This is a genomic window from Pseudomonas frederiksbergensis (assembly GCF_000802155.2).
GTDB lineage: Bacteria > Pseudomonadota > Gammaproteobacteria > Pseudomonadales > Pseudomonadaceae > Aquipseudomonas > Aquipseudomonas frederiksbergensis_A.
In genome coordinates this window covers 34543-59481 of record NZ_JQGJ02000006.1, presented here as the reverse complement: position 1 = coordinate 59481, position 24939 = coordinate 34543, and the positions used below count along the sequence as shown (strand labels likewise).

Here is a 24939-nt window from a genome sequence, read left to right as displayed (position 1 = left end):
GCAATTGTCCTAGTGCAATACAATCCGCGCCGGGGCTTTTGTATGCTCGGTCCACGGTCGTCCTCCAGGCGGGTTCATTACCCCGACAAAAAGCCGGATCGACCTGTACCGGCGCTGTTACCGTTTCCAGGCCCCGCCCGGATCCGCCGCCGTACGTTTTGCTCTTGTCACACTGCCTCCTAACACAGAACCGTCCGCTGACGGATCCACAAGAAACAGGAGATTTTATCGATGAGCAATTTTCTTCCCGGCGACTGCGCGCCCTTGCGTAGGCTCTTGTTGACCTGTGCCGTACTGGGCCTGGCCGGCAGCGTTCAAGCGGCCACCCTGGACACCGTCAAAAGCAACAGCAGCATCCGGATCGGCTACGCCAACGAAACCCCGTTCGCCTTTACCGAAACCGACGGCACCGTCACCGGCGAATCGCCGGAGATCGCCAAGATCATCTTCGCCAAGATGGGCATCAAGCAGGTCAACGGCGTGCTCACCGAATGGGGCTCGCTGATCCCTGGCCTGCGCGCCGGGCGCTTCGACGTGATTGCCGCCGGCATGTACATCACCCCGGCGCGCTGCAAGCAAGTATTGTTCACCGATCCGCAGTACCAGTTGCCCGACGCGTTGCTCGTGGCCAAGGGCAACCCGAAAAAGCTCCATAGTTATGAAGACATCGCCAAGCAACCGGACGTCAAGTTGGCCATCATGGCCGGTACGGTGAACCTGGCGTATGCCCGCGATTCCGGGGTCAAGGACGAACAGATTCTCCAGGTTCCCGACACCACCGCACAGCTGCAAGCCGTGCGCGCCGGTCGCGCCGACGCCGCCGTCGGCACGCAACTGACCATGAAAGGCCTGGCCAGCAAGGGCGGCGACAAGGTCGAGGCAATGACGGAATTCAAGGACGACCCGTCCCACATCGGCTACGGCGCCCTGGCCTTCCGCCCCGAAGACAAGGACCTGCGGGACGCGGTCAATGCCGAGCTGAAAAAGTGGCTGGGTTCGGAAGAACACCTCAAGGCCGTCGCGCCATTCGGTTTCGACAAATCCAACGTCACCAGCAAGACCGCGGCCGAGCTCTGCGCTCAGCCCTGACGGCACGCCGAAACGGGCATGACGCGCTGGCGTGATGCCTGTTCCCTGCTTCATCGGATATCGGGTTGAACCATGGGCGAATTACTTCCGTTATTGATTCAAGGGGCCTGGGTCACGCTCCAGGTGACCTTCTTCGGCTCGCTGCTGGCGATTGTCGCAGCGGTACTCGCAGCCCTCGGGCGGCTGTCGCCGTGGCGCGCGTTGCGCTGGTTTTCCATCACTTACATCGAAGTGTTCCGAGGTACGTCGCTGCTGGTGCAGTTGTTCTGGCTGTTCTTCGTGCTGCCGCTGCCGCCCTTCAACGTCGAGTTGAGCCCTTACGCCGTGGCGATCGTCGGCCTGGGCCTGCACATTGGCGCCTATGGGGCCGAGGTGATGCGCGGCGCCATCAGTTCGGTCGCCAAGGGCCAATACGAAGCCTGCACGGCGTTGAATTTCAGCGGCTTCACGCGCTTCAAGCGAATCATCCTGCCCCAGGCGTTGCTGGCAGCGATTCCACCGGGCACTAATTTGCTGATCGAGTTGTTGAAGAACACCTCGCTGGTGTCGCTGATCACCTTGTCGGACCTGAGCTTCCGGGCGCGCCAGTTGGATCAGGCGACATTCCAGACCCTGGAAATTTTCAGCCTGGCGCTGGTGATGTATTTCATCCTCGCCCAGGCCATCAACTTCGGCATGCGCAACATCGAGCGGCGGCTGAGCCGGGGCCGGATGCGTGGAGGTCTGTCATGACGTTGTTCGACTGGTCCTACGCCGCGCAAATCCTGCCGGACTTGCTGCGCGCCTCCCTCAACACCGTGGGCATCACGTTGATCGGTTTTTTGATCGCGATCGTGCTGGGGCTGTTCCTGGCGATTGGCCGACGCAGCCGCAGGTTCTGGCTGTCGTGGCCGGCCACGGCGGTAATCGAGTTCATCCGCAGCACGCCGCTGCTGATCCAGGTGTATTTCCTCTACTACGTGCTGCCCAACTACGGTCTTAGCCTGACGGCCATGCAGGTCGGCATCCTCGGCATCGGCCTGCACTATGCCTGCTACATCGCCGAGGTCTATCGCAGCGGTCTCGACGCGGTGCCGCGGGCGCAGTGGGAAGCGGTGACGGCATTGAACATCGCGCCGTACGACGCCTACCGCAACATCATCCTGCCCCAGGCATTGCGCCCCATCGTGCCGCCGCTGGGCAATTATCTGGTGGCGATGCTCAAGGACACGCCGGTGCTGTCGGCGATCACCGTGGTGGAAATCATGCAGCAGGCCAAGAACATCGGTTCCGAGCACTTCCGCTACCTGGAACCGATCACCCTGGTCGGCCTGTTCTTCCTCGCCCTGAGCCTCGCCTTGGCTTATCTGGTACGGCGCCTTGAAACGCGCATGGAGCTACGCTAATGACTTTACCTCTGTCCACGCCCACCGATTTGTCCCGGCGCAGCACGCTGGCGTCACAGCAGGAGGCCCCGGCCATGCAGATTCCGACACCGTCCCGGCCGATTGTGAGTTTCCAGGACGTGACCAAAAGCTACGGCAGCTTCACGGTACTCGACCATCTGAACCTGGATGTCGCACCCGGTGAAAAAGTCGCGATCATCGGCCCGAGCGGCTCGGGCAAGTCCACCCTACTGCGGGTGCTGATGACCCTGGAAGGCATCGACCAGGGCCAGATCCGCGTCGAGGATGACTCACTGACCCACATGCCCAATCGCAACGGCGTGCTGGTGCCGGCCAACGACCGACACATTCGCCGGGTGCGCGGCAAGATCGGCATGGTGTTCCAGAGCTTCAACCTGTTCCCCCACATGACCGCGCTGCAAAACGTCATCGAAGCGCCGGTGCAGGTGCTTGGCATGAACCCGAAAGAGGCCCGGGAACGCGCTGCCGACCTGCTGGAACTGGTGGGGCTGGGCAACAAGCTCGACCATTACCCGTCGCAGTTGTCCGGCGGCCAGCAACAACGGGTGGCGATTGCCCGGGCGCTGGCGATGCGGCCCAAAGTGATGCTGTTTGACGAAGTGACGTCCGCGCTCGATCCGGAGCTGTGCGGCGAGGTCTTGAATGTGATCCGCAAGCTGGGTGCCGAGCACAACCTGACGATGCTGATGGTGACCCACCAGATGGGGTTTGCGCGAGAATTCGCTGATCGGGTGTGCTTCTTCTACAAAGGACAGATCCATGAACAAGGCACGCCGGCGCAGATCTTCGAGAACCCTCAGCAGGAGCGTACGTGTGCGTTTTTGAGTGCGGTGAAAGAAGCGAATTGATTCCCTCCCCATCATTCAAATGAACACCCTTGTGACGGCATCAGGCGGATAGAAACTGACAACCACAAAAAAACGGGGGCCCTGTTTCCAGAGCCCCCGTTTCATTTGCCGCCCAGCCGTTATGGGTATTGCTGGTAAGTCTGCCCCTGCTGTTGCGGCGCCTGGTACTGCTGCCCAGGAATTGCCTTGAGATTAACCTCGACCCGACGGTTCTGCGCGCGACCATTGACGTCGGCGTTGCTTGCCACCGGGTTGTCCGGGCCGGCGCCACGGGCCGACAGGTTGGCACCGCTCACGCCTTGTGCCGTCAGGTAGTTCGCCACGCTTTGGGCACGGCGCTGGGACAGGTCCATGTTGTGCTGGCGGCTGCCGGTGCTGTCGGTGTAGCCGACGATTTCGATCTGGTTCTGGTTGAACTCCTTGAGGGAGTTGGCCAGGTTGTTCAGCGGCTGGTAGAAGCTGGACGCGATGTTCGCCGAGTCGGTGGCGAAGGTGATGTTGCCCGGCATGATCAGCTTGATCTGGTCACCCTGGCGCTGCACTTCAACGCCGGTATTGGCCATGCTGGCGCGCAGTTTCTTTTCCTGTTGGTCGGCGTAGTAGCCGTAGCCGGCAGCGGAAGCCCCCACCACCGCTGCGCCGATCAGCGCGCCCTTGCCGCGGTTATCGTGACCGATGGCCGCACCGGCCAACGCCCCCGCCAATGCTCCGAGGCCACCGTACTTGGCGGTTTTGCTCATGCCCGACGATTCGGTAGAGGCCTGGCCCTGGTTGTCATAGGGGTTGGGCGACGCACAGCCGGACAACAAGGCCACAGCAGTAGCGACAACGATCAAGCGACGCGAGGTGAACATGGAGTGCTCCTGGGATTTTCAGTCTGGTTGCCAAAGTGTAGGCAATCGACTCTGGCTGGCGTTGGAACGCGGCAATCGTTAAAAATTCCGTCGCGTTGCGCTGCGCTTCGCCTCGACTGAAAAACATCGGTCGTCGCCCGATCGAAGACGTTTCACGCCTGCGCCAAACTGCGGCTCACGCCCCTGGTGATCATCTCCGCTTCCCGCCCGTCAATGGTCAGCGGCGGCAACAAGCGGATGGTCTTGCCCCGGGTCACGTTGATCAGCAGCCCATGGTCACGGGCGGCTAGGAGCGTCAGGTCGCGCACCGGCTGCTTGAGCTCGATGCCAATCATCAACCCTTGTCCACGAATCTCCAAGACGTTCGGATTGTCGGCCAGTTCGGCACGCAACCGGCTGAGCAACTGCGCCCCCTGACGCTCGGCGTTTTCCAGCAGGCCTTGCTCCTCGATGATGTCCAATACCGTGCAACCCACGCGGCAGGCCAAGGGATTGCCGCCAAACGTGCTGCCATGACTGCCGGGCGTGAACAGCTCGGCGGCCCTGCCCCGCGCCAGGCAGGCACCAATGGGAACACCGTTGCCCAAGCCTTTGGCGAGGGTCATGACGTCCGGCACGATGTCCTCGTGCTGGAACGCGAACCACTGGCCGGTGCGACCGATGCCGGTCTGGATCTCATCGAGCATCAACAGCCAGGCGCGCCGGCTGCACAGATCCCGCAGGGCCCGCAGGTAACCCGGCGGTGCGAGCTGCACGCCACTTTCCCCTTGGATCGGCTCCACCAGGATCGCGACGATACGCTCGCCATGGGCTTGCTGAATTTTGTCCAGCGCCGCAAGGTCACCAAACGGCACCTTGACGAAATCCCCCGGCAACTGGTTGAAGCCCAGCCGTACCGATGGGCCGTCGCTGGCAGACATCGTGCCCAAGGTGCGCCCATGGAAGGCGTTGTCCATGACCACGACCAGCGGCCGCTCGATGCCTTTGTGCCATCCATGCAGACGGGCCAGTTTCAACGCGGTTTCGTTCGCCTCGGCTCCGGAATTGTTGAAAAACACCCGCTCCATTCCTGAAAGCTGCGTGAGCTTGCGGGCCAGTTTTTGCTGCCAGTCGATGCTGTACAGGTTCGATGTGTGCAGCAGCAGGCCAGCCTGTTCACTAATGGCCGCCACCAACCGGGGATGGGAATGCCCGACGTTGGTCACCGCCACCCCCGCCACCGCGTCGAGGTACTCGCGCCCATCCTGGTCCCACAGGCGCGTGCCCAGCCCATGGGTGAAACTCAGCGCCAGGGGTTGGTAGGTGGTCATCAAGCAGGTGGCGGTCATGACATCTAGCTCCATCGGGTGGTTTTTTCCAGTATGGTTAGCCACTGCTGCTGGATAAACGCCGATTTACTTCAATCATTTATAAGCAGAGCTTGATAATGGACCTGTTCCAGGCAATGACCGTTTACGTGAAAGTCGTGGAGACCGGCAGCCTGACAGCGGCAGCCCAGGCCTGCGAAATGTCCACCACCATGGTAGGCAATCATCTTCGTGCGCTGGAGCAACGTCTCGGTGTGCGCCTGATCAACCGTACGACACGTCGCCAGCGCCTGACGGAATTCGGCTCAGCCTATTACCAGCGGTGCCTGGAAGTGCTCGGGCTGGTCGCAGACTCCGAACGCCTGGCGGAACAGACCCAAGGCGATCCCACCGGCACCCTGCGCATCACCGCGCCACTGACCTTCGGCACGGAGCGCCTGGCACCGGCGCTGGCGCAATTCAGCCAACGTTATCCACAGGTCAAGCTTGACGTCGTATTGACCAACCAACGCCTCGACCTGCTCGACCACGGCTTCGACGTCGCCATCCGCCTGGGACTCCCCGATCCAAAGTTGATTGTCCGCCCCTTGGTGGACTACACCTTGACCATCTGCGCGTCAAAGGCTTACCTGGCACGGCGAGGCACGCCGCTCAAGCCAGACGATCTGCAACACCACGATTGCCTGTCGTTTGCCTACTCCGCCGGCGACGAATGGCGCTTCGCCCAGGAGCACTGGCCCATCGGCGCCGAAGGGGAAATCAAAGTCCCGGTGACCGGGCCGATGCTGATCAACAGCTCCTCGGGGCTGCACCGTGCGGCGCTGGCCGGCATGGGCGTGGTGTTGCTGCCCGACGCGCTGGTGGAAAAAGATCTGCAAGAAGGCCATCTGGTGGCGCTGCTGCAGGACTATCAATTGCCCCATCGGCCGATGAGCTTGATGTACGCCCAGGATCGCTACCGTTTGCCGAAACTGCGCAGTTTCGTCGAGTTTTGCTTTGGAGAAATGGGGCAAACCCCACCCCCCAGGCAAGTGATGTTGTGGCGAGGGGATAGATCCCCTCGCCACAAAGGCAACCCCGCCTGCGTCTGCTGCTAGTGACGCCGCGCCCCATCGGCTACTCTTCACGCCTGGAGAGCATTTTGATATCAGGGCTGATTGAGGAACAACGATGGACGACGCCTCGAAGATCGATTTGCTGCGGTTCGACTTGTCCGATCTGGACGAAAGCGTGCTGCACACCATCATGGAGCTGGTCAGCGACGGCATTTGGGACTGGAACGCCAATACCGGGTTCGTCTATCGCAACCCCGGTTGGTACACGATGCTCGGCTACACGCCCCATTCCCTGAGCAACACCGTGCTGACGTGGGAGAGTGTGATCCATCCGGAGGATTACCCCCAGGTAATGGCCCTGTTCGACGATTACCTGGAACAGCGGTCGTCGAAATATCAAGCCGAATACCGCTGCCGGGCCCATGACGGTTCCTATATTTGGATCGAAGACCGCGGCTACGTGATCGCCCGCAACCCCGACGGCAGCGTGGCCCGAATGATCGGCGCGCACCGCAGCATCGACGACAAGAAGCGGCTGTTCGAGCAACTCGAACGACGTAACAAATCCCTGGAAGCGATCATCGAAGAGCGCACCCGCGAACTGTCGCGGGTCAATCATCAACTGCAAATCCAACTCGACGAAAACCGCAGGCTGGCCGAAACCGATGCGCTGACCCTGGTCGCCAACAGATATCGCCTGGAGCAAGCACTGCCACTGGCCTGTGAGCGCGCCCAGCGCTTTCGCGAACCGTTGTCGCTGATCGCCATGGACATCGATGATTTCAAGGACATCAACGATCGCTACGGCCACGCCTTTGGTGACGCAGCGCTGGTGCAGGTGGTGCAGGCGGTCAAACGCTGTGAGCGCGACGGTGACCTGTTGGTGCGCTGGGGCGGCGATGAATTCATCATGATTCTGCCAAACACGTCGTTGGCCGATGCAGTCCTGATGGCTGAAACCGTTCGCCGAGGCCTGTCCGACCTGCTCCCGGTGGGCGACTTCCAGATCACCATGAGCTTTGGCGTGGTGCAACGACTCGAAGACGAAACGCAGGAAGTACTGATGGATCGGGCGGACCAGGCGCTGTATCGCTCCAAGATGGCCGGCAAGAACGTCATCTGTAACTGAAGCAGCAATTGAATGAATCCATGAGCCGTTTGTTGCGGTCACAGCTTTGTCCCCCGCAACAGGTTCTCTGACATTGGCGACTCGACTCCCCCGCTCCTCGAACCTTTTCCTGGGCTGCGCCGGCTGGTCGTTGCCCAGGGCATATTGGCCGGCATTTCCTGATGAAGGAACCCATTTGCAGCGCTACAGCGCACGGTTCCAGGCAGTGGAGATCAACAGTTCTTTCTATCGCCCGCACCGCCCGGCCACCTATGCAAAGTGGGCGGACAGTGTAGCGCCGGACTTTCGTTTTTCGGTCAAGGTGCCAAAGCAGATCACCCACGAGCGACGTTTGCACGATTGCGAGGGACTTGTGGATGAGTTCCTCGGGCAATGTTCACAGCTAGGAGAAAAACTCGGTTGCCTGTTGATTCAGTTGCCGCCGTCGCTGGCCTTCGACAGTACCCAGGCCGAGCACTTCTTCAAGGTTTTGCGGGATCGATATCAGGGCCACGCGGTTCTCGAACCCCGACACCCGAGCTGGCTCGCACCGCAGGCCATGGCGATATTGGAGGACGAGCGGATCGCTCGTGTGGCCGCAGATCCGTCCCCCTTATCGGGAGGTGATCGACCGGCCGGCTGGCGTGGCATTCGTTATTACCGTCTGCATGGCTCGCCGCGAATCTACTATTCCCCTTACGAGGACGCCTGGCTGAAACAGCTCGCGGAGCAATTGAAAAGCGCTGCGGCCACGCCGACCTGGTGCATTTTCGACAACACCGCCAGCGGCGCGGCGACGCCGGATGCGTTGCGGCTGATGGAACTGATGCGCGACTGAAATACGTACCGGCCACCGCGCCGACCGTGACAATGCTGCCCGCGTCCAATAGATTAGGCGACCGGAAAAAGCTCAATGCCTTTCTCGCCTCATCCAGCTAACAGAAGTAGTGAAATTTCAATGTCCGATTCCAATACCGCTGAATCCCCGGTTTCCCTGTCGTCCAAAGCGGAATACGAAAACTCCATCAATCTTTCACAGCATCTGCCCCAGGCCAAAACCATCAGCGAGATGGTCCTCGATGCGTTCCAGTCGAACCGCGAAAGCGACCAGATCCGCGAACTGCGCAACGCCATTCGCCAGGCCCACGATGCGTTCGATGATGACAAAGCCTACGAACTGATGGGCCAACTCAAGCAACTCAAGGACGCCGAGGCGGCCGATTTCGCGGCGCTGGAAGACCTGAGCAGCCGCTTCCCCATCAGCCGCATCCTCTCCAGCTACAAGGACGATCCGGATTTCCAGGAACTGGTCTACGGCTTGGCCCTGAAAGTGTTGAACCAGACCCACCAGGCCATCAGCAACCCGAGCGGCAGCAAGGGCAAGGCCTCGCGGCCCAAGAAGGAAGCCGAGGTCTTTGTGATCAGCAAGGACGGCATCAGCGTCACCCTGCCCCTGCGCACGCCACGTTCCAAGCCGAACGTCGACCGCGAAGCCTTCGAGTTCCTGGGTTTCAACTTCGTCGGCGAAGGCGACGAAGCCGAACTGGAAAGCGAAACCTTCCTGGACAACGACGGCACCGAACAACCGGTCACCCGCAAGAGCATCGTCACCGCGCTGCAACAGCAGAAAGCCTTCGACGGCTACAGCATCGCCCAGCAATAAACCCAGGTTGAGTTTTCCCCTCGTGGGAGCGGGTTTGCTCGCGAATGCACCGTGTCAGTCAACATCCACTCAACTGACCCACCGCTTCGCGAGCAAGCCCGCTCCCACAGAAATGTCGACAGACCGAATATCGTCCATGAAAAAGCCCCGCTCTTCTCTCGAAGGCGGGGCTTTTTCCTGGCTGTCAGATTTTCAAACAGCACCAAGCCGCTCGACCATATCCGGAAACTTCTCAACCAATTTGATCAACAAAGCCGCCTGGGCATTGGGCTTGGACTTTTCCTGCTCCCAGTTTCTAAGGGTAGCTGGACTGGTCCTGATGCTCTTGGCAAAAACCGCTTGAGACATATGAAGCCTGTCGCGCAAAGCTACGATTTCCCGGGCTGACACCTCAGGAATCGGCTTGTCTTCAATCGAAATCTGGCGAAGGGTAATCTTGCCCTCGCGGTGAGCGGCCATCTCCTCGACGCCTTGCATCATCTCGGCAAACAGATCGCGCTTTTTCATAAGGTACCTCGTGCTTTCAACTCAGCTTCAATGGCGCGCTTGAGCGTCTTCTCTTCGTTTCAAAAAATAAGGTTCGCATGGCAGAAACTATAGGCAAATCGCCTATAGATCAACCAGCCACAATCTATTGCGACGAATGACAGCGGCTAGCCATGGCCCATATCAAAAAGCCCCGCTCTTCTCTTCGAAGGCGGGGCTTTTTTTGCAGCTCTGGCGCTTAAGGCGCGTAAGTCAGCAACAACTCACTCGGCACCTTGAAATCCAGGGACATCATGACGCTCAGGGCGGTGATGGTGAAGATCGAGAACACGAACAGCTTGCGTGCCCAGACCGTGTCATCCACCGCCTTGTAGCCGGTCCAGGCCATGTACAGCCAGTACATGCCCATGGCAGCCGCGACGGCGAGGTAGCTCATGCCGGCGTAGCCGCTGAAGGTCAGCATCAAGGTCGCCACGAGGAAGGCCAGGATGTAGAGCAGGATGTGCTTCTTCGCCACCTGGATACCGCGCTTGACCGGCAGCACCGGAATCGAAGCTGCCAGGTAGTCGTTGAAGCGGAAGATCGCGATGGCGTAGGAATGCGGCATCTGCCACAGGCTGAACATCACCAACAGCGTCAGCGCAGCCATGTCGAAGCTGTTGCTGACCGCGACATAACCAATCACCGGCGGCATCGCCCCCGACAGACTGCCCACCAGCGTGCCGTGAACCGACTTGCGCTTGAGGTACAGGCTGTAGAGGCCGACGTAGATGACAAAACCGATCACCGCGAACAACGCAGCCAGCGGGTTGGCGACCCAATACAGCAGCGCCACGCCGGCCACGCCCAGCACCGTGGCGAAGGCCAGGGCCAGTTGCACCGGAATCAGGCCTTGGACCAGCGCCCGGTTCTTGGTGCGTTCCATCTTGATGTCGATGTCGCGGTCGATGCAGTTGTTGAACACGCAACCGGACGCCACCACCAGGGAAGTGCCGATCATCGCCGCCAGGAAGATGGCCAGATCGACATGCCCTTTCGAGGCCAGGAAGAACCCGCCCGCCACAGAAAGCACGTTACCGAAAATGATCCCCGGCTTGGTGATTTGGATAAAGTGCTTCAGTGACATCCGGACTTTCCTCAGTGCGCCATCATGTTGGTGTGGATGCTGAACATGATCCACAGCGACAAGCCGACCAGCAGTACGATCACCAGCGCAGCGAAGACAAACGCAATCACGTTGTTACGCTGGGCGGCCGAGCGGTCCAGGTGCAGGAAGTACACCAGGTGGACCAGAACCTGGACCACGGCGAAGATCAGGATGATCCACAGCGTCAGGCTCTTGGGCAGCGACGGGTACATCACCAGGCCGAACGGAATGACGGTCAGGATCACCGACAGGATGAAACCGATGGCGTAGGACTTGACGCTGCCGTGGCCGGCGTCGTGGCCATCATGGGAATGAGCGTTAGCCATTTACAGGGTCCCCATCAGATAAACAACGGTGAATACGCAGATCCACACCACGTCCAGGAAGTGCCAGAACAGGCTCAGGCAGCTCAGGCGCGTCTTGTTGGTGGCAGTCAGGCCGTTTTTCTGGACCTGGTACATCATGATCGCCATCCAGATCAGGCCGCTGGTCACGTGCAGGCCGTGGGTGCCGACCAGGGTGAAGAACCCGGACAGGAAACCGCTGCGGCTAGGGCCGTAGCCTTCGGCGATCAGGATATGGAACTCGTTGATCTCCATGGCGATAAAGCCGGCGCCCAGCAGGAAGGTCATCGCCAACCAGCCCAGGACCTGGGTTTTCTTGCCCTTGTACAACGCCAGCATCGCGAAGCCGTAGGTAATCGAACTGAACAGCAGCAGAGCGGTTTCGCCCAGTACATAAGGCAGTTCGAAAATGTCGTGGCCCGACGGGCCACCGGCGACGTTGTTAACCAGCACCGCGTACACCGCGAAGATCGACGCAAACAGAATGCAGTCGGTCATCAGGTAGAGCCAGAAACCGAATACGGTCATCTCGCCCGAGTCGTGGTGATGGTCATCGTGCCCATGGTCATGACCATGGGCGTGTCCAACATTGGTCACTAAGTTCGACATGGTTTAAGCCTGTTCCAACGAGGTTTCAACACGGGTGGCGGTGGCAGGGACTTTCCCGGCCGCGACCAGACGCTTGTGCTGCTCGGCTTCGATGCGCTCGATGACATCCACCGGCACCATGTAGCCCTGATCGTCACGGGCGGCATGGATAGCGAAATACACCACGGTGCCGACCAGGCTGGCGATGGCCAGCCACCAGATGTGCCAGATCATCGCGAAACCGAACACGGTCAACAGCCCGCCCATGACCACACCAGTGGCGGTGTTGTTGGGCATGTGGATCGGCGAGTACTTGGCCGGGGCCTGGTACGCGGTGCCGTTTTCCTTGGCTTCGGTGAACGGATCGATGGCGTCCGCTTTTGGCAGCACGGCAAAGTTGTAGAACGGTGGTGGCGAAGAAGTCGACCATTCCAGGGTATGGGCATTCCACGGGTCACCGTGTTCGCACATGTTTTCCGGCTTCTTGCGGTCACGCACGCTGACGTACAACTGGATCAGCTGGCAGGCGATACCGACTGCAATCATCACCGCGCCGAACATGGCAACGTACAGGTACGGCACCCACTCAGGGTTGGTGGTGGCGTTCAGGCGACGGGTCATGCCCATGAAGCCCAGTGCATAGAGCGGCATGAACGCGACGAAGAAGCCCGAGATCCAGAACCAGAACGCTGCCTTGCCCCAACCTTCGTGCAGCTTGAAGCCGAACGCTTTCGGGAAGTAGAACGCAAAGCCTGCGATGTAGCCGAACACGGCGCCGCCGATGATCACGTTATGGAAGTGCGCGATCACGAACAGGCTGTTGTGCAGTACGAAGTCAGCACCCGGAATGGCCAGCAGAACGCCGGTCATGCCGCCGATGGCGAAGGTCACCATGAAGCCCAGGGTCCACAGCACATGGCTGGTGAAACGCAGGCGGCCCTGATAGATGGTGAACAGCCAGTTGAACAGCTTCACACCCGTCGGAATGGAAATCAGCATCGTCGCCAAACCGAAGAAGGCGTTGACGCTGGCCCCCGAGCCCATGGTGAAGAAGTGGTGCAGCCAGACCATGAAGCCCAGTACCGAGATCGCGCCCGAAGCGTAGATCATCGAGTGGTGGCCAAACAGTTTCTTGCCGGAGAAGGTCGAGATGACCTCGGAGAAAATACCGAACGCCGGCAGGATCAGGATGTACACCTCAGGGTGACCCCAGGCCCAGAACAGGTTGACGTACATCATCGGATTTCCACCCAGTTCATTGGTGAAAATGTGGAAATCCATGTAGCGGTCAAGCGTCAGCAAAGCCAGGGTAGCGGTGAGGATCGGGAACGAAGCGACGATCAGCACGTTGGCCCAGGTGCAGGTCCAGGTGAAGATCGGCATGTCCATCAGCTTCATGCCAGGGGTACGCATCTTCAGCACGGTGGCCAGGAAGTTGACCCCCGTCAGCGTTGTCCCCAACCCCGATAGCTGTAGCGCCCAGATGTAGTAATCCACCCCCACGCCCGGACTGTATTGCAGCCCCGACAATGGCGGATAGGCAACCCAACCGGTCTTGGCGAATTCGCCGACACCCAGGGAAACGTTGATCAGCACGACGCCGGACACCAGCAGCCAGAAGCTCAGGGAGTTCAGGAACGGATAGGCAACGTCACGGGCGCCGATCTGCAGCGGCACTGCAAGGTTCATCAGGCCGGTGAAGAATGGCATCGCCATGAAGATGATCATGATCACACCGTGGGCGGTGAAGATCTGGTCATAGTGTTCAGGCGGCAGGTAGCCAGGCGAACCCTCGGTGGCCATGGCCAGCTGGGTACGCATCATGATCGCGTCGGCAAAACCGCGCAGCAGCATGACCATGGCGACGATGATGTACATCACGCCGATCTTCTTGTGGTCGACCGAGGTCAACCATTCAGTCCACAGGTAAGTCCACTTCTTGAAGTAAGTGATACCCGCGAACAGCGCCAGGCCACCAAGCGCGATGATGGCGAGGGTCACCATGACAATCGGCTCGTGGAACGGGATCGCTTCCCAACTTAATTTACCAAACATCGTTTACTCCTCTGCCCCGGCAGCTGAATGCGAGCTCATGTCCATCCCTTCCATGTTGTGGGCCACTTCCTTCTCTTTCTTCTCGTGGTGCATCGGCTTGCCCGGATTCATCCCTTCATACTTATCGATGATGGTCTGGAACAGGTTCGGCGTGACCGACGAGTAGAGTTCGACTGGGTTGTTCTGGCTCGGCTTGGAAAGGGCTTCGTATTCAGCTTTTTCAAGCTGTTTAGGTGCCTTCTTCACTTCGTTGACCCAGGCGTCGAATTCTTCCTGGGTGGTGGCGGTCGCCTTGAACTTCATGCCGGTGAAACCCGCGCCGCTGTAGTTGGCGGAGATACCTTCAAGTTCGGTGTTCTGGTTGGCGATCAGGTGCAGCTTGGTCTGCATGCCGGCCATCGCGTAGATCTGGCCGCCCAGGCCCGGGATGAAGAACGAGTTCATCACGGTGTCGGAGGTGACCTTGAAGTTGATTGGCGTGTGGGCCGGGAACACGATCTTGTTGACCGTGGCGATGCCTTGTTCCGGATAGATGAACAGCCACTTCCAGTCCATCGAGACCACTTCGATGGTGATCGGCTTGACGTCCGAATCCAGCGGACGGTACGGGTCCAGTGCGTGGGTCGACTTGTAGGTGATGTAACCCAGGGCAATGATGATCAGTACCGGAATGGTCCACACCGCGATCTCGATCTTGGTCGAGTGGGACCATTTCGGGGTGTACGTGGCACTGGTGTTGGACGCGCGATACTTCCAGGCGAACAGGAACGTCATGACGATAACCGGCACGACGACCAGCAACATCAGCAGCGTGGCGGTGATGATCAGGTTTCGTTCATCCAGGCCGACCTGGCCCTTGGGATCGAGCAGGGTCATGTTGCAGCCTCCCAGCAGCAACGTGCCGAGCAGCGGCAACAAGCCTAGTAATCGGGGGTACCTGTTTTTACTCATCTCACGACCTCTAAAGCAGCTTGCGCAATGCAGTTGGGTTTTGATCGCCAACACTTCACCCTGCCAAGGGTTGGCATTTTTCTTGGATTGAATAAGGGCTGCCCGTCGAACGTCAGACGCTGTTCGACACATCCTGGGCCAGCAGTGAGTTCTTATTCGTTGGTCAAAGGCCTAGTTCAAGCCCAATTCCATTTGGTGCGGGTAGTTGGAGGCACCGACACCTGGGGTCGCATGGGGCGCTGGCGCCCTTCGACCACTCTCGTGCTCAAGCCTGAGCCGGGTCGGAAAATCGGTGCGGGCGATTGTAGTGAGCTGCGGCGTTGGAGACCATGTCTTAACCCGAAATAATTTTTATCCGATCCGGCAACAATCTATTGCCGCTATTGCAACGGGCCAGCATGTTATCGAAATTCATTCTCAACAAGAACCCCAAAAAACGTAAGGCTACTACGCCCGATTTAGACAGCTGCGCACGTTATCAGCGAGCTTTCGCAGCCGGCATGCGCCCGTTTTACGGGGCCTTGGCGATATGGCGCTTCGCTGTTAAAAATGCCTGCTTGGAAGATGACAATATTGCGGTCGAGGGGGATTCCAGGCCGTTTTTTTGTTACAGGTTGCAGCGCCAATTCGCCGCTTGGAAGGACGCTGGCGGCAAGATGTGTGACAACGTGTCGCACATCGTCGCAGGGCATTCTTGCCCAGGATCAAGGCTGATCCTGGGCAACCCTGAAACGAAAAACGCCCCGGCTCTAAATGAAGAAACCGGGGCGCCTGTTAAGAATGACTTCAGCGAATGGCTTTGCGATTACGCGACACGAGCAAAGGCACCAGCACGGCAGTCAGCACGAATGCCACGAGCGCCCATTGTGCCAGCGACAACCCTAGGACAGGCGGATACGGGGTGGAGCAGAAACCATCGACCTGGAAGCCCAACGGGAAGATCTTCGCCAGCGGCAGCTCATCGACGATCGGCTGCAGCACGTCGACGCCACAGCTGACCGCCGGGTAGAACTGCGTGTAGACGTGATGCCCCGCCACGCCCGCGCCGGCCAACGCACACAGCACGACTAACCCTTCGAAAATCGTCAGGCTGCGACGGGTGCGCATCGCGGCGCCGATGAAGGCAAAGAGGGCGATCAGCAACAACGCGTAACGTTGCAGGATGCACAGCGGGCATGGCGCTTCACCCAGCACGACCTGCATATACAGCGCGCCGCCGATCAGTCCCAGGCAGATCAACCCCAGCAACACCAGATAGCGCCGCTCACGGCCCAGCCGCATCATTTCCTCACTCATTGCGTTTCCCTTCATCTACATGGATCGACGCGCCGCATGACCGGACCTGGCGCGCTGTCGGATGGCCGAAGTCTACACGCAGAACATGAACGTGCGGCAGTCGGCAGTATCGAGGGGGAATAAACAGGAAGGGGGTTAAGCGCGGATTAATTCCGGTGGGAGGGAACCGCCGGGCAGCGTCGGTCATGCCGACGCTTTCGCGAGCAGGCTCGCGACACAATGTTCATTGCAGCGTCACAACCTTGTGGACGCTGCTGTAGGAGAGCTTGCCCGCGATAAGGGCAACCCGGTCTTCTGGAGTGCCCCAGCGATTATTCCAACGCCGCAGCCGGCCCGAAGAACTCATAGCGGCTTTGCTCCGCCGGCACGCCCAACGCCTTGAGATGGCGCTTGATCGCCGCCATGAAACCCTTCGGCCCGAGGAAATAGGCATCAAGGTCACGTTGCTCCGGCAGCCATTGCGCCAGTTGCTCCTGGCTCAACAGCCCAACCTTGTCAGCCACCGGACCTGTGCCGTCATGCTCGTCATAGCAATAGAAGCGCTTGAGTTGCGGGTGCTGCCTGGCCAGATCGTCGATCCAGTCACGGAACGCGTGCACATGCCCATTGCGTGCGCAGTGGATGAAATGCACCGGACGTTCGGTTTGCAATGCCGCCTGCAACATCGCCAGGGTCGGCGTGATGCCGACGCCGCCACTGATCAGCACCAGCGGTTTGTCGCTGGCGGTGAGGTAGAAGTCCCCGGACGGCGGGAACAATTGGATACTGCTGCCCACCTGAAACTCGTCGTGCAGGTAATTGGATACGCGACCGCCCGCCTCGCGCTTGACGCTGATGCGATACTGTCCGTTGCCCGCCAAGGCCGACAGCGAATAGTTGCGGCGGACTTCCTCGCCATCCAGGAGCAGTTTCATGCCGATGTACTGGCCTGGCTCAGCTTGCAGGATGGGCCCTTTGTCTGCCGGTTCGAAGTAGAACGAAGTGATTTCCGCGCTTTCCTTTACCTTGTCGACAAGGACGAATGCCCGCTCCCCACGCCAGCCGCCCGGCGCCGCGGCCTTCTGCTCATACAGGCCCGCTTCGGCGCCGATCAGGATATCGGCCAATTGGTTATAGGCCGCGCCCCAGGCGGAGATCACTTCAGGGGTGGCGATCTCTTCGCCCAGCACCTCGGCAATTGCCCGCAGCAAGCAGGCCCCGACAATAGGGTAGTGTTGCGGCTGGATCTGCAGGGCCACGTGCTTGTTGACGATCTTGGCCACCAGGTCGCCCAGTTGATCGAGCTGGTCGATGTGCCGCGCATACATCAGCACACCGTTGGCCAGCGCTCGCGGTTGGTCGCCACTGGCCTGGTGAGCCTGGTTGAACAGCGGGCGCACTTGGGGGTATTCGGACAACATCATGCGATAGAAGTGAGTAATGAGCGCCTCGCCACCGCTTTCCAGCAAAGGCACGGTGGAACGGATAATGGCGCGTTGTTCTCGACTCAGCATGGGTAACTCCTCGCGTGGCACAGATAACTGATACCTAGACTCATCACTTTTCATGCCATAAAAATTATCTTTGTTTTTCAGTGGCTTAATAAACTAATAGTCATAATGACACGGCTGGCTTTATAGTCATTACGACCAGATGGAGTCATTATGACCGCAACCTCATTGCTCACCTCGCTGCTGCCCCTGGTGGCGGACCTGTCTCGCGAGCTGCCGGAGGGCGAGCGCTACCGCCGCTTGCTTGTCGCCTTGCGAGCCCTTCTGCCCTGCGACGCCGCGGCGTTGTTGCGCCTGGATGGGGATTGCCTCGTGCCGCTGGCGGTGGACGGCTTGAGTACCGACACGCTGGGGCGCCGGTTCCGCATCAGCGAACATCCCCGCTTCGAAGCGTTGCTAGCCAATGCGCAACCGACTCGCTTCGCCGCCGACAGCGACCTGCCCGACCCATACGATGGGCTGGTCGAAGGCTTGGATGAACACCTGGAAGTCCATGATTGCATGGGCTGTCCGCTGTTCGTCGACGAGCAGTCCTGGGGATTGCTGACGCTGGATTCGCTGGACCCGGAACGTTTCGAGCCTATCGACCTGAGCGCCTTGCAAGCCTTCGCCAGTCTCGCGGCGGCCACGGTCAGCGCAGCCGAACGTATCGAGCGGCTGGCCTTGAAGGCCGAGGACGAGCATCACCGCGCCGAGATCTATCGCCAGGCGAGCGGCCAGCAGCACCGCGACATGGTCGGCCAGAGCAAGGCCCACAAACGCCTGGTGGAAGAAATCAAGCTGGTGGGTGGCAGTGACCTGACGGTGCTGATCACCGGCGAAACCGGGGTCGGCAAGGAATTGGTCGCCCAGGCCATTCACGCCGCCTCCAACCGTGCCGACCAACCGCTGATCAGTCTCAACTGCGCCGCCCTTCCGGACACGCTGGTGGAGAGCGAGCTGTTTGGTCATGTGCGCGGTGCTTTCACCGGAGCCACCAACGACCGGCGCGGCAAGTTCGAACTGGCCGATGGCGGCACGTTGTTCCTCGATGAGGTGGGTGAGCTGTCCTTGCCTGTCCAGGCCAAACTGTTGCGCGTCCTGCAGAGCGGGCAATTGCAACGCCTGGGCTCGGACAAGGAACACCGCGTCGATGTGCGCCTGATCGCGGCGACCAATCGCGACCTTGCTGAAGAAGTGCGCAACGGCCGTTATCGGGCCGACTTCTATCACCGGCTGAGCGTGTACCCATTGCAAGTGCCCGCACTGCGTGACCGTGGGCGTGACGTGCTGCTTCTCGCCGGTTTTTTCCTCGAACAGAACCGTTCGCGCATGGGCCTGGGCAGCCTGCGCCTGACCAGCGATGCCCAGGCCGCGTTGCTGGCCTACGATTGGCCAGGCAATGTGCGCGAGCTGGAGCACCTGATCGGCCGCAGCGCGCTAAAGGCATTGGGCAGCCATCCGGTACGACCGAAGATTCTAAGCTTGAGCGCCGATGACCTGGATTTGCCTCACGCCAACCGCAACAGCGCGCCGACCGCAAGCCCGGCGCCCGATCCCTCGCTGGCAACGACCGGTGACTTACGCCAGGCCACGGAAAACTATCAGCGGCAAATCATCAGTGCTTGCCTGGAACGCCACCAGCACAACTGGGCCAGCGCAGCTCGGGAGCTGGGCCTGGACCGGGCCAATCTGGGACGGATGGCAAAGCGATTGGGACTCAAGTAGCGGCATCCCGGCCGAGGTAATCAGCTGTCGATACCTTTCGCCCTAAAGCCTGTCCCCAACAAGTCGATAACCCGTTATCAAAAGCTGTCTTGGCGACCTTCATGCTCGCCCCACCTTTTTCCACAGAAGGTTTTTATGTCCTCCAACAAAGCCCGCGCAGATTCCCTTTCGCTTCTGCTCTTTACCTTGCGCAGCGGCAAGCTGATGGCGATCAACCTGCTAAAGGTCAGTGAGATCATTCCCTGCCCGCCATTGACCAAGCTGCCGGAGTCGCATCCGCACGTCAAAGGCATCGCCACACTGCGCGGGGCATCCTTGTCGGTGATCGACCTGAGCCGTGCCATTGGCGAGCGGCCCCTTGAAGATCCGGACGGCGGCTGCCTGATCGTCACTGACGTCAGCCGCTCCAAACAAGGCTTGCATGTCCAGGCCGTGAGCAAGATCGTCCACTGCCTGACCACGGACATCAAGCCACCGCCCTACGGCTCCGGCGGCGTGCGCGCATTCATCACCGGCGTAACCTCGGTGGACGGCACCCTGGTTCAGGTGCTGGATATCGAGAAAGTCATCCACGGCATCGCCCCGGCGCAAATCGAGACGGCGCCGACCGAGTTGAGCATGGAAGACGCCGAAGTGCTCGGCAATGCACGAATCCTGGTGGTCGATGACAGCCAGGTCGCGCTGCAACAGTCGGTGCATACTCTGCGCAACCTGGGCCTGCAGTGCCACACCGCACGCAGCGCCAAGGAAGCCATCGACTGCCTGTTGGAACTGCAAGGCACTGCGCAGGAGATCAACCTGATCGTCTCCGACATCGAGATGTCGGAGATGGACGGCTACGCGTTGACCCGCACCCTGCGCGAAACGCCCGACTTCGCTCATCTCTATGTGCTGCTGCACACCTCGCTCGACAGCGCCATGAACAGTGAGAAAGCCCGACTGGCCGGCGCCAATGGCGTACTCACCAAGTTCTCTTCGCCCGAGCTGACCAAGTGCCTGATCACGGCGGCCAAGGCCGTTGCCGAACAAGGTCGCTGACTTCACCGAAGCCGATCCTGGCTTCGTTGTCGCCTCCAAGCGCAACGAAGCCCGGATCCGCCCCCAGCCCCAGCCGTTCTTTCAATCTCTGGCATACTCTTGTTCACCCCAGAACAAGGATTTTCCTGATGAAAGCCCCCGCCCTGATTCTCCTCGCCCTGACCGCCCTGTCTGCACAGGTTCATGCTTCAAGCTCCGACGCTTGGGCCGCCTACGACAAAAAAGTACTCGCCAGTTGCATCAAGGCCAGCGGATTGAAAAACGCCGAACCGGTCGGCACCGCCGCGCAATTCGATGATCGCGTGGGCTACACCGCAGTGTTGTTGCAGGGCCAGTACCCACAGAAACACATGAACGGCGCGACCGGCACCGAACTGTGCCTCTATCGCAAGAAGACCAAGACCGCCGTCGTGACCGAATGGGACTCGATCCGCCCGGCCAGCACTCCTCGGTGAATGGCGCACAACTTGCTTCGCTCGGCTGATCACGGCGTTTTTCTGTCGCCGCCCTCAGCCTATTGCCTGCGGTCAATGAATGAATACAACGTTTTCCTGTGTTGGGTGCGGTAAATGCTGCACCGGCCACCATGTTCCGCTGACGCTCGACGAAGCCAGGATGTGGGCCAGCGACGGTGGACAAGTGATTGTCCTGGTGGAAGCCTTCCTGCCCAATGGCCTCGGCCTGCCAATGGCGCAACGCGAGCACGCCGAACGGCGCTCCACAGTCGTGCGCAGCGGCACGAGCCAAGCCTTGGTGGCGATCACTTTCGCCGCCTACAACGCCGGCCCCTGCCACAACCTGGACGCTGACAACCTGTGCAGCATCTACGAGCGCAGGCCCTTGGTGTGCCGCATCTACCCCATGGAAATCAATCCGCACATCCCGCTCAACGTGGCCGCCAAGGATTGCCCGCCGGAGTCTTGGGAAACGGGGCCACAGTTGATCGTCGGTGGCAAATTGGTGGACCAGGAACTGGCCGAATTGATCGAGCGCTCGCGCCAGGCCGATCGTGAAGAAATCGGGATGAAGGAACGCATTTGTGCGTCACTCGGCATTCACACCACTGCACTGAAGGGTGACGGATTCACGGCGTACCTGCCGAACATGGATGCGTTCGCCGAAGCCATCGACCAGGCCCGTTCGCAGCCACTGCAGTCGCAAGCCAGTGAATGGCAGTTCCATTTGTCTGGGGATGACATTGCCAGCCAGGTCACGGCCAGTGGCGCGCGGGTGGTCACGGAAACCCCTGTCAATTACGCCTTTATTTCACTGCGGGCTGCATGAATCTCTGGGAATCCCGTTGGTAGCGAGCTCGCGATAGCGGTGGTTCAGTCGCTGTCGATGCAAGCCGAAAGAGCGCCTTCGCGGACAAGCTCGCTTCCACAAGGGATATCCAGGCGTACCAATAACACTGTCCCCTCTCGCCTAACCCGCGCCAGGAATGTTAGCGTGCTTGGTATTCCATGCAGATGAGCCTTGCACGATGAAAAAAACCGTACTTGCCTTCAGCCGTATCACGCCTCCCATGATCGAGCGCCTGCGACAGGACTTCGATGTGATCGTGCCCAACCCATCGAACGGCGACATCAATGCGCAGTTCAACGAAGCCCTGCCCCATGTCCACGGACTGATCGGTGTCGGCCGCAAGCTCGGCCGCGAGCAGCTGCAGAACGCCACGAAACTGGAAGTGGTATCCAGCGTGTCGGTGGGCTATGACAACTACGACGTGGCGTACTTCAATGAACGCGGGATCATGCTCACCAATACCCCTGACGTGCTCACCGAAAGCACCGCCGACCTGGCCTTCGCCCTGCTGATGAGCAGCGCCCGTCGCGTCGCCGAACTGGACGCCTGGACCAAGGCCGGACAGTGGCAGGCGTCAGTCGGGCCGCAGTTGTTCGGCAGCGATGTGCATGGCAAGACCCTGGGCATCGTCGGCATGGGCAATATCGGCGCGGCCGTTGCCCGACGGGGTCGCCTGGGGTTCAACATGCCGATCCTCTACAGCGGCAACAGCCGCAAGGCCGACTTGGAAAATGAGTTGGGGGCTCAATTCCGTTCGCTGGACCAATTGCTGGCCGAAGCGGATTTCGTCTGCCTCGTAGTGCCATTGAGCGAAAAGACCCGCCACCTCATCGGCGAACGCGAGCTGGCCTTGATGAAACCGAGCGCCATCCTGATCAACATCTCCCGCGGCCCGGTGGTGGACGAGCCGGCGCTGATCGAAGCGTTGCAGAACAACCGCATCCGCGGCGCCGGGCTGGATGTCTACGAGAAAGAGCCGCTGGCCGAATCGCCACTGTTCCAATTGAACAATGCCGTGACCTTGCCACATATCGGCTCGGCCACCCACGAAACCCGTGAAGCCATGGCCAATCTCGCCGTGGAGAACCTGCGCAGTGCATTGCTGGGCGAGCGGCCGAAGAACCTGGTCAACCCGCAAGTCTGGAAATGAAGCACACCGTGGCGAGGGAGCTTGCTCCCTCGCCACGGGATGATCGCCAGACCTTATGCCTCAACGAGCACCCAGCGCGACTTTCGCCGCCACCGGCCGTGGCTTGCGAAACACCAGCACGTTACCCAGCATCACCAGCACCAATCCCACCAATGCCGGCGCCGTCCACTGGTAGCCCTCGACAAAAGCCGAGACATTCAACGCCACCACCGGGAACAGCACCGTGCAATACGCCGCCCGCTCCGGGCCCATGCGTCCAACCAGTGTCAGGTAGGCGGTGAAGCCGATGACCGACCCTGGTATCACCAGGTACAGCAGCGAGCCGATGTAGCGCGGATTCCATTCCATGTCGAATGGGATGCCCTGGACCAGACACCACACCGACAACATCGCCGCCCCATACGCCATGCCCCAGGCGTTGGTGGTCAACGGCTTGAGGCCGGCCTTCTGTTGCAGGCTCGACAGCATGTTGCCCGCCGAGAAACACAACGTCCCCAGCAGCGCCAACGCCAACCCGAACAAGGTCTGCGGGCTTGCGCGGTGACCGGCCAGTTCAGGCCAGAACAACAACGCCAGCCCGAACAGCCCCAAGGCGCCGCCGAGCAACACGTTGCGGGCGATCCGTTGGCCGAAGAACACCCGGGCATTCAAGGCGTTCCAGAGGGTCGCGGTGGAGAACACCACGGCAACCAATCCACTGGGAATCCACTGGCTGGCGGTGAGGAAACACATGAAGTTGATGCAGAACAGGCACAGGCCCTGGGCGACGCAGATCAAGTGGCCGCGACGGTTCATCACCTGCAAGCGGCGGCTGAGCAGCAACATCGCGAACAGGATCAGCGCGGCCAGGCCGAAGCGATAAACGATCGAAACCGGAATGGCGACCACACCCAACTGCAATTTCAGCGCAATCCATGTGGTGCCCCAGATGAGCACGGTAAGCAGGTACAACGAGAGGTTCATGACGGCGACTCCAGGCAGTGGCGGCCAGTCTCCCGCCGATGCCTGCCTGGCGCTTGCGTAAACTTGCGGTTTTTATAAGTAATGGGCTGGCAGGGAACGGCCTACGGAGTAGGATGCAAGCGTTGGAGAACCGATCATGTCCACACTGCAAACCCTACAAGTCTTCCAAGCGCTCAACAGCTCGCCCAATGCTCGCCTCGAGCACAGCGCCGAGCTCGGGGACGGCATGGCGGCCGCTTTGTGGACCAATCACCACGACGCCCGGGACTACGAAGCGCCGACGCACCATACGCTGTCGTGCTACATCGCGGGCGGCACCGGAACGTTTCGTCGCGAGCGGCCCGATACCACCGGTGCACCGGACAAGCTCTGCATCCTGCCGGCCGGGCATGAGTCGGCCTGGGTCATCAATGGCGACATTCGCCTCGCCCATCTGTATTTCAGCGCTGAACAATTCGCCCTTGGCTGCATCACCGTGCTGGACCGCGAGCCTCGGCAAGTGCAGCTACACGAGGAAACCTTCCTCGACGATCCGCAACAGGCCCGGCGCTTTCGCCAGTTGATCGCGCTGAATTGGAACGAACCCGCGGAACGGCTGCTGACCACCAGCCTGGCCCATGACCTGCTCAACCACTTGCTGCTCAGCCAGGTCGGCCAGCGCCAAGGCGTTCGCTTCAAAGGTGGCCTGGCAGCTCACCAGCGGCGGTTGCTGGTGGATTACGTCGACAGCCACCTGGCCGAGGCCATCAGTCTCGGGCAACTGGCGGCGCTGTGCGCGTTGTCCGAATATCACTTTGCGCGGATGTTCCGCGAAAGTTTCGGGCTGCCACCCCACCGATATGTACTGGCTCGGCGCCTGGCCCGCGCGCGGCACTTGCTGCGCAGCACTTCCCGGCCCTTGGGCGACGTAGCGTTGGCCTGCGGATTTGCCAGCGCCAGTCATTTCACTAACCGTTTTCGCCACGCCATGGGCGCAAGCCCCGGGGAATATCGACAGGCGTTCTTGCGCTAAGCGCCAGCGTGCCCCGGCCAAATGAAACGACCAGGCACTCATCCCGATTGCCGTAGCCACCACTGCACCCCTACAAT

At 60.2% G+C, this 24939-nt stretch carries 24 protein-coding genes and 1 pseudogene; 14 read left to right on the top strand and 11 right to left on the bottom strand.

The genetic code is table 11. The features are described from left to right. Positions 1-231 precede the first annotated feature (231 nt). From ehuB to ehuA, 4 genes are all read left to right on the top strand, one after another. The gene (ehuB, locus tag JZ00_RS13630) at positions 232-1089 is read left to right on the top strand and encodes an ectoine/hydroxyectoine ABC transporter substrate-binding protein EhuB (protein ID WP_039591584.1); all 858 of its coding nucleotides are present in this window, start codon (positions 232-234) and stop codon (positions 1087-1089) included. Between the two features lie 72 nt (positions 1090-1161). After that, positions 1162-1821, top strand: coding sequence for an ectoine/hydroxyectoine ABC transporter permease subunit EhuC (gene ehuC, locus JZ00_RS13625; RefSeq protein WP_039591585.1), 660 nt, complete (start codon positions 1162-1164; stop codon positions 1819-1821). Further along, positions 1818-2474 carry an ectoine/hydroxyectoine ABC transporter permease subunit EhuD gene (gene ehuD / locus JZ00_RS13620; RefSeq protein WP_039591587.1) on the top strand — a complete coding sequence of 219 codons (657 nt, stop codon included), beginning with the start codon at positions 1818-1820 and terminating at the stop codon, positions 2472-2474. Before ehuC ends, ehuD begins: the two co-directional genes overlap by 4 nt. Next, a complete protein-coding gene (gene ehuA / locus JZ00_RS13615) occupies positions 2474-3343 on the top strand; it encodes an ectoine/hydroxyectoine ABC transporter ATP-binding protein EhuA (protein WP_408003292.1) in 870 nt (289 codons plus the stop codon). The genes ehuD and ehuA overlap by 1 nt, the downstream gene beginning before the upstream one ends. A gap of 119 nt (positions 3344-3462) precedes the next feature. On the opposite strand, the gene JZ00_RS13610 is transcribed toward ehuA, so the two are convergent. Together JZ00_RS13610 and JZ00_RS13605 are read right to left on the bottom strand one after the other, a co-directional pair. Beyond that, positions 3463-4197: an OmpA family protein gene (locus tag JZ00_RS13610; protein WP_039591588.1), complete on the bottom strand. Its 735-nt coding sequence runs from the start codon at positions 4195-4197 to the stop codon at positions 3463-3465. A gap of 152 nt (positions 4198-4349) precedes the next feature. Next, positions 4350-5525, bottom strand: coding sequence for an aspartate aminotransferase family protein (locus JZ00_RS13605; RefSeq protein WP_039591589.1), 1176 nt, complete (start codon positions 5523-5525; stop codon positions 4350-4352). Positions 5526-5623: 98 nt separating this feature from the next. Here JZ00_RS13605 and JZ00_RS13600 point away from each other — a divergent pair. From JZ00_RS13600 to JZ00_RS13585, 4 genes and pseudogenes are all read left to right on the top strand, one after another. Beyond that, positions 5624-6539, top strand: a pseudogene (locus JZ00_RS13600) (LysR family transcriptional regulator). A gap of 135 nt (positions 6540-6674) precedes the next feature. Beyond that, positions 6675-7688 (top strand): sensor domain-containing diguanylate cyclase, encoded by a 1014-nt coding sequence (locus JZ00_RS13595; protein WP_039591591.1) that lies wholly within the window; start codon positions 6675-6677, stop codon positions 7686-7688. A 73-nt stretch (positions 7689-7761) separates the two neighbouring features. Beyond that, positions 7762-8505: a DUF72 domain-containing protein gene (locus JZ00_RS13590; protein ID WP_039591592.1), complete on the top strand. Its 744-nt coding sequence runs from the start codon at positions 7762-7764 to the stop codon at positions 8503-8505. Positions 8506-8625: 120 nt separating this feature from the next. Then, on the top strand, positions 8626-9330 hold the full coding sequence (locus JZ00_RS13585; protein WP_039591593.1) for a hypothetical protein: 705 nt from the start codon (positions 8626-8628) through the stop codon (positions 9328-9330). A gap of 192 nt (positions 9331-9522) precedes the next feature. On the opposite strand, the gene JZ00_RS13580 is transcribed toward JZ00_RS13585, so the two are convergent. From JZ00_RS13580 to hmpA, 8 genes are all read right to left on the bottom strand, one after another. Further along, on the bottom strand, positions 9523-9837 hold the full coding sequence (locus JZ00_RS13580; protein WP_039591594.1) for a helix-turn-helix domain-containing protein: 315 nt from the start codon (positions 9835-9837) through the stop codon (positions 9523-9525). A gap of 217 nt (positions 9838-10054) precedes the next feature. Beyond that, positions 10055-10942: a heme o synthase gene (gene cyoE, locus JZ00_RS13575; protein WP_039591595.1), complete on the bottom strand. Its 888-nt coding sequence runs from the start codon at positions 10940-10942 to the stop codon at positions 10055-10057. Between the two features lie 11 nt (positions 10943-10953). Next, on the bottom strand, positions 10954-11289 hold the full coding sequence (cyoD, locus tag JZ00_RS13570; protein WP_039591596.1) for a cytochrome o ubiquinol oxidase subunit IV: 336 nt from the start codon (positions 11287-11289) through the stop codon (positions 10954-10956). After that, positions 11290-11916 (bottom strand): cytochrome o ubiquinol oxidase subunit III, encoded by a 627-nt coding sequence (locus JZ00_RS13565; RefSeq protein WP_039591598.1) that lies wholly within the window; start codon positions 11914-11916, stop codon positions 11290-11292. A 3-nt stretch (positions 11917-11919) separates the two neighbouring features. Beyond that, entirely contained in the window at positions 11920-13950 is a 2031-nt protein-coding gene (cyoB, locus tag JZ00_RS13560; protein WP_039591599.1) for a cytochrome o ubiquinol oxidase subunit I, read from the bottom strand. 3 nt (positions 13951-13953) lie between these two features. Beyond that, positions 13954-14901 carry a ubiquinol oxidase subunit II gene (gene cyoA, locus JZ00_RS13555; RefSeq protein ID WP_039591600.1) on the bottom strand — a complete coding sequence of 316 codons (948 nt, stop codon included), beginning with the start codon at positions 14899-14901 and terminating at the stop codon, positions 13954-13956. A 786-nt stretch (positions 14902-15687) separates the two neighbouring features. Beyond that, complete coding sequence (locus JZ00_RS13550; protein ID WP_039591602.1) at positions 15688-16197, bottom strand: disulfide bond formation protein B; 510 nt, start codon at positions 16195-16197, stop codon at positions 15688-15690. A 311-nt stretch (positions 16198-16508) separates the two neighbouring features. Next, complete coding sequence (gene hmpA / locus JZ00_RS13545; RefSeq protein WP_039591603.1) at positions 16509-17690, bottom strand: NO-inducible flavohemoprotein; 1182 nt, start codon at positions 17688-17690, stop codon at positions 16509-16511. 150 nt (positions 17691-17840) lie between these two features. Between hmpA and norR the strand changes: the two genes are divergently transcribed. The 5 genes from norR (at position 17841) to JZ00_RS13520 (ending at position 22887) form a co-directional block, all read left to right on the top strand. Beyond that, positions 17841-19394 carry a nitric oxide reductase transcriptional regulator NorR gene (gene norR, locus JZ00_RS13540; protein ID WP_039591604.1) on the top strand — a complete coding sequence of 518 codons (1554 nt, stop codon included), beginning with the start codon at positions 17841-17843 and terminating at the stop codon, positions 19392-19394. A 135-nt stretch (positions 19395-19529) separates the two neighbouring features. Continuing rightward, positions 19530-20432, top strand: coding sequence for a chemotaxis protein CheV (locus JZ00_RS13535; RefSeq protein WP_039591605.1), 903 nt, complete (start codon positions 19530-19532; stop codon positions 20430-20432). Positions 20433-20560: 128 nt separating this feature from the next. Then, positions 20561-20887: a hypothetical protein gene (locus JZ00_RS13530; RefSeq protein ID WP_039591606.1), complete on the top strand. Its 327-nt coding sequence runs from the start codon at positions 20561-20563 to the stop codon at positions 20885-20887. A gap of 79 nt (positions 20888-20966) precedes the next feature. Further along, on the top strand, positions 20967-21716 hold the full coding sequence (locus JZ00_RS13525; protein WP_039591607.1) for a YkgJ family cysteine cluster protein: 750 nt from the start codon (positions 20967-20969) through the stop codon (positions 21714-21716). A gap of 199 nt (positions 21717-21915) precedes the next feature. Beyond that, positions 21916-22887 carry a 2-hydroxyacid dehydrogenase gene (locus JZ00_RS13520; protein ID WP_039591608.1) on the top strand — a complete coding sequence of 324 codons (972 nt, stop codon included), beginning with the start codon at positions 21916-21918 and terminating at the stop codon, positions 22885-22887. Between the two features lie 60 nt (positions 22888-22947). Here the strand turns inward: JZ00_RS13520 and JZ00_RS13515 are convergent, their stop codons facing one another. Further along, positions 22948-23850: a DMT family transporter gene (locus JZ00_RS13515; RefSeq protein WP_039591609.1), complete on the bottom strand. Its 903-nt coding sequence runs from the start codon at positions 23848-23850 to the stop codon at positions 22948-22950. A gap of 136 nt (positions 23851-23986) precedes the next feature. Between JZ00_RS13515 and JZ00_RS13510 the strand changes: the two genes are divergently transcribed. Then, positions 23987-24862, top strand: coding sequence for a helix-turn-helix domain-containing protein (locus tag JZ00_RS13510; protein ID WP_039591610.1), 876 nt, complete (start codon positions 23987-23989; stop codon positions 24860-24862). Positions 24863-24939: the final 77 nt, after the last annotated feature.